The following is a 13,419-nucleotide window of genomic DNA, read 5'->3' as shown; positions in this document are numbered from 1 at the left end:
GCAGAATCCTTTAGAAAGTACGTCCCCATAGTGTGACCGATCCGAATGTGAGTGCGAACACGACCCTGATTAACGCCCCCGGATCGCACTCACATGCGCGCCCGTCATGATGTCCGCAGGAGGATCAAACCTATGCGCTCTTTCATCCCGATGCTGATGCTCGGGCTTCCGGCTGTTGCTCTCGGAGCCTCGACCTGCCCCGCCGCCGAGCCAATCCATGCTGCCGGTGGCTCTTCCCCGTCACGGCCTGTACCTGTTATGCCGGAGATGGGGCCAACGCTGCCCGCTGCCGATATTGCCGCCTCACCTGCTTTGACCCGCCTTGCGAGCCAGGGCGCACAACTCTATCGGCTCAAATCCGAACATGGTCTTGAGGCGGTCTTTGCCCGGAGCGGCACGCAGTTCCGTGTCTTTTACCTGACGCCCGACCATCTGGCCGAAATCGGAGGGGTCATGTGGGATGCGACCGGTCATAACATCACGCGCGACCAGGTCTCATCGATCCCGGGTGCGATCCCGACCGTGCAATGGACTCCCTCTGGCTCAGGTCAGGGCTCAAGGCCGGGCGCGCCCTCAGCGACGTCTGCACCTCCTGCAGTGGATCCTGTTGAGCGCGTGAAGGCGGTTGCCTTCGGGCTTGAGGGGCAGGACACGGCACCCCGCGTCTATATGTTCATCGATCCGCTCTGCCCGTTCTCGACCCGTGCCTACGCCGCCCTGAAGCCTGCTGTTGCTTCCGGACGCCTACAGCTTGCGATCGTTCCGGTCTCGATCAACGATCATGAAAACAAGGGCGCCAGTACGCCGGCTGCGCAGCAAATGCTCTCTGCAAAGCAGCATGACATGGCGGCACTCTGGAACCAGATCGATGACCTTGGCCATGCTGTTCCAGGCCACACAACATCCGACACGGCGGGCGCCAGCCTGATGCTAAATCTCTCTGCCGCTCATGCGATCGGTCTGAGAGGAACGCCAACCTTCGTGTGGAAGGATCGCAACGGCACCCCGCATGTTGAGGCAGGACTGCCAGACGATCTCGATGCGTTTCTCGCGAGCCTTCACGCGTGAGCGGTCGTCCGACCGTGAAGCAGCGGGCCGGACGAGCCGCATTATGGCTCGTCTTTCCGTTTATCTTTGCGCTGAGGCCGGGTCTGCGTACGGCGCAGCAGGGTCTTCGGATCCTTCAGGACGTTCCTGTGATACAGCCCGTGGATCAGACGACGTTCGAGGACCAGCCTCTCATGTCGCCGCAAATGGCTGCAATCCGTAAGCGCACCCGAACCCTGGGGCGACTGTATGGCACGCTCTGTGTGCTAGCGAGCCTCTGGTGGGTGATGATCCTCATGTGGAGCGGCGGGGCTGCGTTCAGCGCATCCTGTGTGGAAGCGCTCGCCTGTGCGATCGTTCTGGGAAGCCAGTTTGTTATTCAGGGATTCTCAAACTGGCAGGCCCGGACAGGACGCGCCGGAAAACTCTCGGAGTATCTCTCGGACGGGCGGCTGCTCTGGCCTCGGTGAGGCCAGTCTCCGGGACGCCTCAGAACGTCCCGGATTGGGCGGCTTTGCGGTCAATCGACCAGGCGGCCTTTTCATAATCAGGGCGATCACCCTGATCGACCGGATCATTAGGTTTGACAATGGTGCCGGCGCGGGTGGCCAGCGCAGGACGCCAGGTCACGGGCGCAGAGCCATAGGGCGCGTAAGGATCGTAAAGCGGCTGCTTCACCTTGGGTGGTGGTGGCACATTGTAAGACGAGATCGAACGGATGTTGCCGTGAGCGCAGGCTGACAGGCTGCACAGCAACGTGAGGCCCGCGACACTTTGCCTCAACGAAATGACCGTCAAGACCTGCTGCCCTTTGCCTTTAGCTCAGCTTTGAGCGAGGCAACCTGCGCTTCCGCCTTCTCGGCACGGCCTCGCCAGAGCTCTCGGGTGTCTTCGCCCCACGCCCGCCACTCATCGCGATTTTTCTCCATCACATCAAGGCCACGATTAGCTACCCTGAGTTCTTCGGCTAGTGCATCATACCGCCTGACAAGGTCGTTATGAAGATCTACGACCTGATTATAGGCAGCCAGGGGAACCGACTTACCGGCAGCCTGTGCCATTCTTTCGGTAGCCTGCGTGATGCGGCAGAGCTTATCGTAATCTAGAATGTCTCCCATCATCGTTCTCCCTAATCTTCGGCGCGGCCAGAGATCTGCATGAGAGCTCTTGTCGTTGAGTCTACTGGCTCGGCCTTGTCGTTGTCGACGGTATTCTGCCCTTTCCCGTCTGCACTCACATTCGACACTGTATCGCGAGCCAGTTTTGCAGCTGTGTCTGTAGGAGCGGCGATCCCGCGGCCGGTTGACTTGTCATTAAAGTCATCGCTGTCCACACGACCGATACTCGTCATGCCCGCCATCGCAGGGATGTGGTGTGGCAGGGTCGAAATCAGCCTGAAGCACATGACTGCGATGCTCATCTCCATCGTGACGAACATGCAGAGCAGGACGATCAGGCCGATAAAATTGTCCAGAAGCCAGCCACGCTCAAAGACGAACCCGGTGGCAATCGAGAACGCCTTCATGACCAGCCAGGAGATCGAGGCAAAGATCGTGTAACTGAGCACGAGACCCGCAATCATCATCACCGGGCGAAAGAGAATTGTGAACAGCACTTCATAGCCACGGTTTCCGCGGCCATGAAGGCCCTCTCCCTGAAACACCAGATGGGCCAGCATCCACAGCGGAACGCCCACCACGGCTTCGACCACGACGATGTACCATCCCGCCACACCTGCCATCCAGTAAGCAAACGGGGTCATCGGGAGAACGTAAGCAAGCGTAATGCCGGGCGCAAGCAGGAAGAAAGCAGCCGCAAAGACAGGCGTGAGCAGGGCTTTGATCAGACCACTCAGTGCGAAGCTGCCCGCAGATGCAATGGCAGCCGGGACATCTCCGGTGGCAAGATTGGCCGCTGTCGCGAGCCCCGCCCCCGTCTTGCTACTGAGCACCGCAGCACCGCCAATAATCGCGAGCGCCGTGTGAATCAGAAGATGGCCAAGCCCGATCATTGCCCCCAGCGGGTCGGTCCAGTCGCTCCCGGATGTTGGCGACAGGAGATGATTGACGATCAGCGTCATGACCCCGTTCGTGATGCCGAGTGCCTGTAGAACACGGTCCAGAGCCGATTGCCCGGAACTGGGTAAAGCTGCGTTGTTAAAAAGCCTCGTCGCCCCATTGGGCGCACTGGCGCTGTCCGACGTGGCCAGCTTCTGCTCTTCCGCAGCCTGATACTGCTCAATCGCGGTGATCGGACCCGCAAGGTCCCTGGAGAGGAATGACCCCAATCCCTGCCAGCTTGGCAGAGTCACCGAGGGGACGATGGAGGACATGGACAGCACCTCTGCATTGAGGCGCGAGATCTCAAGGTAGTAAGCCCCCAGCCCGCTCCAGCCGAGGTTTTTCATAGCCACATAGCCGGCATCACTTGAGCCGTTACCATCTGAGGAATACTGCGCACGGATCTTACTGATCATGGCCGTGGCCGCCTCACTCAGCGCGGAGGAATAGGACGTATTCTGTGCAGTCAGAACCGCATCCATGGAGCGAAGGGCCGTCACATCCCGCGTCTGCCAGATCGTATCCGCGAGAGTTGACATGGGCGTGCGCACCGCGCTGATCAGATCCTGAAGCGCTTTGACCTGCCTGGTGCCAACATCTGTCAGATCAAGATTTGACCCGAGCATCTGCTGCTCAACCTGCTGCGGGATCGTGACTGAGATGCTGCCGCAGGTTGCCGCAGCCGTCGCCTCGCCTACGGCAAGGCTGTAATCCACCGTCACTGGCGAACCATTGCCTGGGTTTGAGACCTTTGGTTCGGGCATAAGGTCAGAATTGTTTGAGGCTTTGTTGACCAGGGCGCGGCAGAGTTCGCTTTCCATCACCGCCATGACAACCTGCCTGGTCCCAGGGATGATCGGTTCTGCAAGCGGCAAAGCGTCCGGGCCGATGGACTTGGCCACAACATCCGTCAGATTGCGGGCCATCCCGATCGCCGTCTTCGCACCCTGCACGACGAGCGCCTGCCCCACCGAGAAGCCACCATTTGCAGGGATCGGCACCATCAGCCCGAGTGCAACAACAACGCGCAGCGGCACCCACCCCGAGAAACTTGCAGAGAAAATCTTCCCGCTCTCTGCTGTCTTATGAACCTGCAGGATGGAGGCATAGCTGATCCAGAACGCTGCAATCAGCATCGCATAAGCAGAAATATACTGCAGCATTGTGCCTGTGGCTGTCTCTGTACCGCCTGACATCGGGAAGAGACTGTCGAGCACGCGGGCGGACCAGTCATCGCCCGCGCTCAGGTTGCTCCAGCTCACGCTGTCTGCCGTGGTTCCGGCATGGGCGGATCCCATAGTTACCCCGAGGGCAACGACTGTCATGGTAGCCGCCCGGAAGTACCGGGACACTCGAAGGAGCCGCATGAACTGGTGCATTGTTTTTAGACCTCGGGGCTCGGGCTGTTATCGCGACTTTGCTCCTGACCCTGTTTTCGATCTTTGGTAAAAAAATCATGGAAACGGTCCACCAGACGCTCGAGTGCCGCGCCAACTTCCTTCAGAAAGTCCTTGCCCGGCTCCTGGCCCGGAAGAGATTCCAGCTTCTTGCCAACGCTGGCAGCGGTTTCCTCTGCGCTCTGCACAGTGGGATCACTCAAAGCGTCCCGCTTGGAAGCTTCATCACCCAGAACCTCGACTTCCTTGCCCAGTCGCTGAGACGACTTCCGCAGTTTTTCCCAGGACTCTGCGAAGCCGGGCGTTTTCTCCAGAGACGCGTTGAGCTGCGCGCGAAGTGCCTTATGGCTCCCATCCTCGGTCATGCCCGCAATGACAGAACGCTCTGACTGGCCGGGCTCTGATGCGGCTTTACTGAAGGCTTCAAAGAACTCATGGCCCACGCGCTTGAGAGCGCCAAGATCTTCCTCGACTTCACGGGCCGCCGCCTGGACCTTCCGGGTCCGGTCCAGGATCTGGCGGTCATCGCTCTTGCCCACCAGATCACTCATAAAGTCGGCCAGTCCACGACGATTGGTCGCCGTGGCGGTGGTTGGCGCAACTTTCGCCTCCGCCTGAGCGGGCTTGCTCTCCGGCTTTGGCTTGTTTTCCGCGGTCGCTTGATCAGCATCGGGCTGGGATGTTCTAGTGCCTGGAGTGGGTCTTACGGCTGCCTCAGGCTTTTCTCTTTCCGACCGGTCGGCCTCACTCTGATCGTCACGATGTACCGCACGATCCTCTTCTGCGGGGCTTTGCAACACCGCATCTTCCACTTCTTCCGGTTGCTCAGAAGGGCGAAGATCTCCTTGGAACTCCTCATCGTCCCGAAAGGGACCGGCCTCTTCTTCAAGAGACCGTAGATATCCTTCGTCCTCAAACGGGTCATTCGAGGGAAGGCCAGGCTCAAGGATCTCGTGCTGTGTCCGGGGCGCCTGCTGAGGCTCGTGGGAGGGGTGTTCACTTTCCGCGACAGGAAGCTCAGGCTCCGTAACGGTTGGTTGGGACATGTCAGCAGAAGCCGGTTGCTGCACTTCCGAAGATGCTTCCCTCGGAGGCGCGGGCTGTGGCGTCGATGTCACAGCGGGGTCCGCCTGCTGTGCATCTGGTCGAGGTGACGGCTCTGGCTCGGCCTGTTGCGCGCGAGCAGGAGTGCCCGACAGGGCCATGGTGATGCGATAGTCCAGAACGGCAGCCAGCCGTGCCGCGGCAACGGAAGCCTGGTCCTCCGGAGACATTCCGGACATATCCAGCGCTGTTTTGCGGAGATCGCGGACAAGATCTCGATCTTCAAGCGAGCCAGCCTGCGCCAGCAGGGCTTTCATTTCTTCGTTCTCCAACCCCGGCAGATCTGTGCCATGAGCCTTCAGGCCAGCCGCGAGAATGGGCGGGATCTGCGGCTCTGCGCCGGTTCCACTCAAGGCCTTCCAGTCCTGGACAAGCCACGCCACCTGAACGGTGAACTTTGGATCGCTTTCCAGTCCCGGGTTTTCCTGCAGCCGCGCGGTCAGGTCCGAAAGATCTTTTGCAAGCCCGCGCTCTGCTTCGGGGATGGTCGACTGCTGAGCATCAAGGGCCTGCAGGACGTAGCCTAACGGCCCTTGTTGAGTGAGAGTACCCGACATGGTCATTCCTATTCGAGATGTTCAGGGAAGCGTTGGGGTAGGAACCGGCAGAGGAGACACCGCCCGAAGCCGTTGTTCAGCAGACGTCGCGAGCCTGTTGGCTTCCATCAGCGCCCGGGTCTGGTCCAGTTTGAACTGCTGCCAGGCGATCCAGTTACGCTGCGCGTCCAGCAAAGCGATCTGGACAAGAACCGACTTGTCCGAGGGCATCGCCTGCAGGTCTGCCTGCCAGTCTGTACCACTGTATTTCCGGTTGATTTCCAGCTCGGTGGCTTCGCTTTCCGAGCCAACCGAGGTGTTGGTGTAACCCTCACGGACCGCCTCAGCTTTCTGGGCGGCACTCAGGGTCACGGTGTTCGCGTGCCACCCGATAATGTCGTCTCCGACGTGCTGGGCGAGCGAAATGGCAGCATTGTAGGCACGGCGGCCCGGGAGGGCAGACTGTCCATCCACTGAGGTCAGAGCACTCCCTCTCAGCGCGGCGGGAGCAACCGGCTGGATCAGTGTCGTGACGTAGTCATTGGCACGGTCGATCGAGGCCTGATCCTGATATGCCGGTGGCGTTAGGAGGCTGGTGGCGTCCTGATCTGCATTCTGCTGATCGGTAGAGGCAAGCGAGCAAATTCCGGCGTCCGCTTCTGCATCTGAGCAGTAAAGCGTAAAATGGCGGTTGTTGTTGGCCTGCGCGCCCTGCCCTGCACCTTCCCAGGACGGCGTTCCTTTCCCGGCCTGCGTGCGCTTGTCCTTGCCGCTATCAAGTGCAGTCGCGACGGCGGCGCCGTTTCGCGCCGCAACAACGGCAGCCTGACCGCCTTCAAGATTAAGGCAATCCTGCCGGTTGGTCGCATGATTGTCGCGCTGTTGGGCTGCCCGGACGTCTCGGGCAAGTTCGGCCTGCACCATGTTGTTGGCGTCTGCGATCTGTTCCTGTGCCCCCACCTGCGCCTTCATGTAATTGCTCAGCTGGGTGAAGCCATCTCCAAGACTGCCATTGATGAGGCCAAGCGTACTGTTCAGGACTTTCTGGGCCGTCGTGATGACACTGTTCATCGCGCCCTGAAGCGTGCTGATCGCGCCCACAATCGCGGCTGAATCAAAGAAGGCATAAGCCGGCTTCGGGGCCGCGACGGTTGCAAGGGTGAGAACCAGAAGGCTGGCGCCTCCGAGGCGTCCGGCTCTTTCAAGAAGGCGCTTCATTGCGTCACCCGGGATATGCCAGTGCTCGAGCCAATCGCCTCAAAACTGTACCCGGACGGAAGCTGACTCTGACCAGAGACATCCCAGCTTTGGCTGCCGGTCGTATTCGTCCCGGCATTGATCAGGCTGTCGCCGCCGCCGCCAAAACTCAGGTTCGGGCAAAAGCTGCCTGCCCCGAGGCCAAGATTGAAGTTCGTATCCAGCCCCGTCACAGAGAGACCGCAATGGGCCGAACTCTGGAGACTGTCCCATTCCGAGGAGAGCTGGGAGCAGATCTTGCCCATCGCCGCCTCGGCAAGTGATGCGACATTCAGTTTACTCGTTACGACATCCAGTCCGACACCGTTGAAGAAGTTTCCCAGACAGGTGAATTTCGTCACGGACTTTGGCTGATGAATCGTTGCGTCGTCTGCCTTCAGGTCTGCAGCAAGCCCGGTCGCGCCTGCCTGCACGAGTGTCTGGCAGCCGGAGGAAGAGTCTTCAGCGAAAGCAGGTGTCACCAGACTGAAACCTAGCGCGGCGATCAGCGGGACTAAGGTGAGACGTGTGCTCTCTCGGCCCGCGCTCATTGTGCCGCACCTGGAGGCGTTCCTGAAGGGCGGCTGTCCTGTCCGGAGACAGGCTTTCCGAGAGGTCCAAGGATCTGCCTCGCGCCCTCTGCTGTCAGCCATCCGCCCGTGGGCTTTTCCTGCTCTCTCGTCTCACCAGACACCTTGACCCTCCAAAGCGGTTTCCATCCTGAGAGATAATAGAGGTGGGGGATGTGAGTGCGTGCCCGGTCTGTCGCGGCGGCAGGAACGGGTCGGCAACCGAAAAACGTCTTTGCGAGACATTCCGAAACCGGAACGGGAAGCCACGAAAATCAGATTGTGAGCCATGCAAAAACGGAATGGGGGTATTCCCCAAACGCGGCCTCGCTGATTTTCGGGACTCCGCTGCCTTCTCCACGCACTGTTGCAAAAATACACAGTTCCCCAAAAACGACGCGTTGTTGGTAACATTTTGCGACGCGAGCGGTTAGGCTGTTTGACGATAGATTAACGCTTCGACGGATGTAAAGAATATCATGCAGGCAAGCATTTCAGAAATTGATTTTCAAGGCAGCGCAGTTTCACCGTGGATCGGTTTGCCGTTCAACAAGTTATTCCGTCCTTTTGGGATCTTAAAAGAGTTAACAACAAGTAAAGAAATATCGTTAAAGCCGACGAAAACCAGAAGGCTATGGTCTCACGACGAGACGATGGAGCTGACGGTATCCTATCCGACGGACACCACGATCAAGGTCATTGCCGCGAAACTCGGGAGAAGTCCGCAGGCGGTTGCGAACAAGGCGAAGCGACTGGGATTGCGCCGTCCGCTGACGCTGAAGCGCCAACGTGCTGCGCAAGCTCGAAAAAATACCGACATCGTTAATGAGCGACACCACAGTCCTGCATCAGCAATACCGGGCGTCTTTCCTAAAACAGCGTCTGGAAGAGCCATCTGGAACACCCAGTCCCTGCATCTGCTGGCTGATCTGTGGAAGAGGCTCTATTCGCCTGCCTTTATCGCTGAATACTTCGGACTGAAGTATAATACCGTGTGCATGGCCGCTAAAAGGGCTGGGCTTCCAAGCCGGGCCGGTTTCACACTGTTACGCTCTTCTCCGACTGAAAACCCGTTTGCTGTTGCCGAAAATGCAACACTTGCCAGCCAGATGATCGCAAGGACCTGTGGCATCACGAACACAGTGTTTTTCCAGCATCCGAAGGATCGCCGCCAGCAACATTACAGCTACCTCGGCAGTCGTCTTGTCGAGCGCCGCGCATCGGGATGCTTTCACTGATGCGTAATGCGTCCGCTGCCATCAGCCGGAGACTTCTCGATCCGGAGTTCCTCCAACGCATCGTCAAGCGCGTTCTCATAGCCTTTTCGGGCAGTCTGATCCTCAACGTCATTCTGGGACTGGCCCTTACCGTATTGGTGATGAAAACACCGCACGTCCGTTACATTTATCATGACTCGCTTGGGAAACCCCGGGAGCTGATCGTCACGGACCAGCCGTATTTTTCTGACTCCGAGGTCATCAACTGGGCAGCGAGTAAAGTCACCAATCTCTATACGATGGATTTCGTAAGTTACGCCAAGCATCTGGATGCCTCTGCGAAAGACTTCGACCTTCCCGCATGGAACGCCTGGGCTCAGTCATTTTCCGGGCCGGGAAATATTGATTTCATCAAGGCCAAACGTGTCTTCTTGACCGCCACACCGAAGAGTGCGCCATCGATACGTTCCGAAGGAAAAACGAGAAGTGGCGACTATGAGTGGCACGTCTCATTTCCAATGCTGCTCAAATGGGAGAATGCCTCCGGCTCGACCACCAACCTTCTGTCGGTGGATGTGACGATCAGGCGCACCAACAGCCCCGAGCATCCTGACGGGCTTGTCATCACAGAACTCAACGCGCCTCGCGCCGCCGATAACGGGGGCTGAATGAACATCACAGTTAGAGCGGTCATCGGGCTTCTGCTGCTAGCAGTTCCCGAAACGGTGGTCTGCGCACAGACCACGCGGGACAGCAACGGCGCACCTCGGGTCGATCCCATTTATGAAGGCTTGCCGCCGCCTCCCAGCGCGATGCAACACTTCTATGACCGGGTCGATCAGGGCCAGAAGAACCTGGACGCAGCAGAAGATCCTCACCGTCTGGCCACCCCTGTGTCGCGGTCTGTGCGTATTTCCCTCGCCCCGGGTGCTCAGACCAATATCATCAGGATAGCGCAGGACTATCCCGCGGCGATCACGTTTCTCGATGAGACGGGTCAGTCCTGGCCCATTGCCTGGGACATCGCCACCAACAAGAGCGGCGGGTGCGACGCCCATGGTCAGGGACAGAACTCCGCCGTGCGCAGTGTGGGGATCAATGCGTGTGTTCCGGAAGCCGGCTCGAACGTCCTGCAGCTGACCCCCGTCTCGCGTTATGCTCATGGCGGTGTTCTGGTCAATCTCAAGGGCGCGCCAAAGCCGATCTCCTTCATGATCATCAGTGGAACGGGCGCCTATGACGCGGACCTGACGGTGCGGGTTGCCGCACGCGGTCCAAACGCGAAGGATGCGCCCAATTCCGAGCCCGACGCGCCAGCTACGGGTGATCGCAACCTCGAAGCCATGCTCGACGGCGCGGCACCGGCCGATGCCGTTCCGCTGCGTGTTTCCGGCGTCAGCCCGGACCGGATCCGGGCTTGGAAGCTCGGCGACAAGATGTACCTCCGCACGGATTACACGCCGATTTCTCCCGCCCCAAGCGCCCATGAGACCGAGTACGGCATCGGAATTTACGAAATCCCCGAGACATCAAACGTGCTCCTGTCTTCAGGCGCCCGGATCGTCTCTGCGACACTATCGGAGGACGGCCCGTGAGCGAAGCTCATCCAGAACCGGCCGCATCTGCAAGCGGCCTTGCCACCAGTTTCAAGGCGTCTCGTCGCCCGGCCTTCGCGGCCGCAGGCCTTCTCGTTTTTGCCGCGGGGGGATGGTACATGATGAGCCACGGCTCGACGCCAAAACCGAAGTCGGCGGCTTTGCAAACCCCAACTCTTGCGCCGCCAGCCGGCGGAAACAACCACTCCGACAAGCTCGACAACGCAACGCTTGAGAAGGAAAAGGCTGATGCCGACGCGGCCAAGGCCAGTGGACGATCTTTTGCAAGCGCGCTGACGACAAACAGGCCATTGGGGGACGATAAAGCCCCTCTGCTGGGTCGGATGCCTGGCACTGGTTCTGCATCAACTGCCGGCGTAATGCCCCCCGGAACGCCTCGGCCAGCGCCACCTCCGCCTCCTGCGATTAATCAGTTCACCCGCGCGCCGGAAGGCACAAAGACTGCTTCCGAACGGTCCGCGAGCCGGGAGCGACTGCCAGGAGAACTCTCCGAAGCACAGGAGGTCGAGCTGTTGGCTGCGTGGAGCGGCAGGTCTGCTTCACTGGACATGGAACTTCCAGCAGAAACCGCGGCAACAGGTGGCCACAGGCAGGACAGCACGTCTTTCACGCAGGAACCTCAGGCGGCTCCATCAGGTGCGAGTACAGCACAGCAGAATGTGGCAACCGTGAAGCCGGCGACCCACAGGCTCCTTGCTGCAGGGAGAGGCGTCTATGGCCATTCCCTTCTTGGTGTTAACAGCGACTACCCCGGCACCCCGGTTCTCGTCGAGATTGATTCAGGACCACTGGCCCACGACAGACTGTCAGGCTCCTTCGAGCGCAAAGATGAACGGCTGGTCATCAAGTTCGATAAACTCATGATCGGTGACAGCGATCCGCTGCCAGTCTCGGCTTATGCGGTAGCACCCGACACCATGGAAACCGGCCTCGCCTCCGAAGTGCATGAACACCTCCCGACACGCATCTTTCTTCCGGCCGCCGCGGCTTTTGTCAAGGGTCTCGGTAACGCGATGCAGAACTCAAACACAAACAGTGTGACCAGCGGGCTGGGCGTGAGTTCGTTCACGCATCTGACCCTGCCCCAACAGCTTGGTGTTGCTGCCGGACGCGCTGGACAGGAGATGGGCCAGATCCTGCAAAAGCAAACCCCGCAGAGCCCGACGGTTCTTCTTCATAAGGATGATCCTATCGGAGTGATTTTCGCGGAGCCGGTGGACGCCCCCTGACTGCACTCACAACGGCCTTTGGCATCCTGCAAGGCCGACACAGGAGGGACCATCAGCATGCGAGGAAACGCAATGCGCCGTGAGGACACAGGGGACGTTGTGGAGATGCTGCGACCGCAGAAGCGCTCCACGGACCGGACCGGCAAACAGGCCGGGGACGGCCCGATGCCACAGGAGGCAGAGCTGTCAGAAAACGGGGCAGATGCGCCAGAGGAAACGACAGCGAGCCGCCGCAAGCCTCTGAATGCGCAGGGTGGCACGGAAGACCGTGCTCCGCGCGCGCCACGAAGCAGACTTCTGGTCGGTACCGCTCTGGCGGTGCTTGGGGCTGGAGGTCTGCTTGGCGGTGCTGTGGCGGTCGGTGCACATTTTGGCGTCCCGATCCCGTTTGTAAATGACAGACCACACGCATCGATCACCACCACACCAGCTGCACCAGCGGTCCCATCGGCTCAAAAATCGGCCTTTACGCTGGCACCACCAGCGCTTGGCACGCCCGACGTCCCGGAAAAGCGGGTCCAGCAACCCTCTGTCGTTCAGAACGACGACCCGTTCGGTGGCGAGGGCATGACAGCCCCGGTTGATCCCCCAGCCGCAACAAAGCCGGCTGAGATCAAAGCGGCTCCAGTCATTCCCGTGCCGCCCGCCGCCACGGATGGAGCGCCAAACGCCTCTGCGGTGCCACCGAGCCAGGCGGTCTCCGTGCCTCAGGCTCAGTCGGCTGTGTCTGCCGCTCCGGCTGCGGCCCCCGCGCCCTCCTTCGCATCCCCTGCATCTCCTTCACCAGACGCAGCCCTCGAGCTGGAAATGGCCAAACAGCTGAAAGCGCTGGATGATCATGTGGCGGCCTTGCAGAAAAACGTCGACGCCATGCAGGACAATGTGACGGCGACGCTGAACCGCGGTCTTGGCGAGTTCAAGGGACGCCTTGATGAGCTTCAGCATCACGAAGACCAGACAGATCGCGCGCTCCAGGCAAGCCAGTCCGCTCTGGCCCATCCTGCTCGTGAACACAGCAGTGCTGTGCCAGTTGCGCCGCGGGCCGTAAGTGCTGCGCAGCCTCACCCGTCAGTGGAACCAAGTGCGCCGAAAGCCGCACCTGTGCATCTGCCCCAGTTCACGGTGCAGGCGGGAGCGCCCGGGATTGCCATTCTTCAGGACGAACAGGGCAACGCAAGCCGCGTCGAAGCGGGCTCCGTCATCCCCGGATGGGGGCCGGTCATCACGATTACCTCTTCAGGGTCGAGATGGGTCGTTCGCACCCCAAAAGGTCTGATCCACTAAGATGGAAGGGCTTTTCGACTTCGCTCAGGATCTTGGTGCCGCACTGTCCTGGCTGCTTCCGTTCCTTTGCTACGTCGGCGGAGGCTGCTTTCTCCTGAGCGGCGTCATGGGCATCTTTCAGCGC

General features: G+C 59.8%; 14 protein-coding genes. 7 read left to right on the top strand and 7 right to left on the bottom strand.

The genetic code is table 11. The features are described from left to right. The first annotated feature begins 132 nt into the window (after positions 1-132). Positions 133-1,068 (top strand): DsbC family protein, encoded by a 936-nt coding sequence (locus tag ABDK75_RS14815; RefSeq protein WP_346006291.1) that lies wholly within the window; start codon positions 133-135, stop codon positions 1,066-1,068. After that, the gene (locus ABDK75_RS14810; RefSeq protein ID WP_249210275.1) at positions 1,065-1,517 is read left to right on the top strand and encodes a hypothetical protein; all 453 of its coding nucleotides are present in this window, start codon (positions 1,065-1,067) and stop codon (positions 1,515-1,517) included. Before ABDK75_RS14815 ends, ABDK75_RS14810 begins: the two co-directional genes overlap by 4 nt. Positions 1,518-1,536: 19 nt before the next feature. Here the strand turns inward: ABDK75_RS14810 and ABDK75_RS14805 are convergent, their stop codons facing one another. The 7 genes from ABDK75_RS14805 to ABDK75_RS14775 are packed head-to-tail and all read right to left on the bottom strand — an operon-like array spanning position 1,537 to position 8,074. Next, positions 1,537-1,845 carry a hypothetical protein gene (locus tag ABDK75_RS14805; RefSeq protein WP_211569338.1) on the bottom strand — a complete coding sequence of 103 codons (309 nt, stop codon included), beginning with the start codon at positions 1,843-1,845 and terminating at the stop codon, positions 1,537-1,539. Continuing rightward, on the bottom strand, positions 1,842-2,168 hold the full coding sequence (locus tag ABDK75_RS14800) for a hypothetical protein (protein WP_234931156.1): 327 nt from the start codon (positions 2,166-2,168) through the stop codon (positions 1,842-1,844). The genes ABDK75_RS14805 and ABDK75_RS14800 overlap by 4 nt, the downstream gene beginning before the upstream one ends. An 8-nt stretch (positions 2,169-2,176) precedes the next feature. Continuing rightward, on the bottom strand, positions 2,177-4,432 hold the full coding sequence (locus ABDK75_RS14795) for a DotA/TraY family protein (protein WP_346006290.1): 2,256 nt from the start codon (positions 4,430-4,432) through the stop codon (positions 2,177-2,179). A gap of 59 nt (positions 4,433-4,491) precedes the next feature. Further along, positions 4,492-6,165, bottom strand: coding sequence for a hypothetical protein (locus tag ABDK75_RS14790; RefSeq protein WP_346006289.1), 1,674 nt, complete (start codon positions 6,163-6,165; stop codon positions 4,492-4,494). A 21-nt stretch (positions 6,166-6,186) separates the two neighbouring features. Next, positions 6,187-7,362, bottom strand: a complete 1,176-nt coding sequence (locus ABDK75_RS14785) for a hypothetical protein (protein ID WP_211569341.1) — start codon at positions 7,360-7,362, stop codon at positions 6,187-6,189. Continuing rightward, entirely contained in the window at positions 7,359-7,931 is a 573-nt protein-coding gene (locus ABDK75_RS14780) for a hypothetical protein (protein ID WP_234931158.1), read from the bottom strand. Before ABDK75_RS14780 ends, ABDK75_RS14785 begins: the two co-directional genes overlap by 4 nt. Further along, positions 7,928-8,074, bottom strand: coding sequence for a hypothetical protein (locus ABDK75_RS14775; RefSeq protein WP_346006288.1), 147 nt, complete (start codon positions 8,072-8,074; stop codon positions 7,928-7,930). The genes ABDK75_RS14780 and ABDK75_RS14775 overlap by 4 nt, the downstream gene beginning before the upstream one ends. Positions 8,075-8,428: 354 nt before the next feature. On the opposite strand from ABDK75_RS14775, the gene ABDK75_RS14770 reads away from it, so the two are divergent. From ABDK75_RS14770 to ABDK75_RS14750, 5 genes are all read left to right on the top strand, one after another. Next, complete coding sequence (locus tag ABDK75_RS14770; protein ID WP_346006287.1) at positions 8,429-9,187, top strand: hypothetical protein; 759 nt, start codon at positions 8,429-8,431, stop codon at positions 9,185-9,187. Next, positions 9,187-9,834 (top strand): DotI/IcmL family type IV secretion protein, encoded by a 648-nt coding sequence (locus ABDK75_RS14765; protein ID WP_211569343.1) that lies wholly within the window; start codon positions 9,187-9,189, stop codon positions 9,832-9,834. The genes ABDK75_RS14770 and ABDK75_RS14765 overlap by 1 nt, the downstream gene beginning before the upstream one ends. After that, positions 9,835-10,761 carry a DotH/IcmK family type IV secretion protein gene (locus ABDK75_RS14760; protein WP_061929044.1) on the top strand — a complete coding sequence of 309 codons (927 nt, stop codon included), beginning with the start codon at positions 9,835-9,837 and terminating at the stop codon, positions 10,759-10,761. Continuing rightward, on the top strand, positions 10,758-12,011 hold the full coding sequence (locus ABDK75_RS14755) for a DotG/IcmE/VirB10 family protein (protein WP_346006286.1): 1,254 nt from the start codon (positions 10,758-10,760) through the stop codon (positions 12,009-12,011). The genes ABDK75_RS14760 and ABDK75_RS14755 overlap by 4 nt, the downstream gene beginning before the upstream one ends. A gap of 72 nt (positions 12,012-12,083) precedes the next feature. Continuing rightward, complete coding sequence (locus tag ABDK75_RS14750; protein ID WP_346006285.1) at positions 12,084-13,295, top strand: hypothetical protein; 1,212 nt, start codon at positions 12,084-12,086, stop codon at positions 13,293-13,295. Positions 13,296-13,419 lie beyond the last annotated feature (124 nt).

The organism is Gluconobacter sp. OJA, assembly GCF_039638325.1.
Taxonomy (GTDB): domain Bacteria; phylum Pseudomonadota; class Alphaproteobacteria; order Acetobacterales; family Acetobacteraceae; genus Gluconobacter; species Gluconobacter cerinus.
Note: the sequence above shows the minus strand (reverse complement) of the source record. Positions and strands in the feature narration are given on the sequence as shown.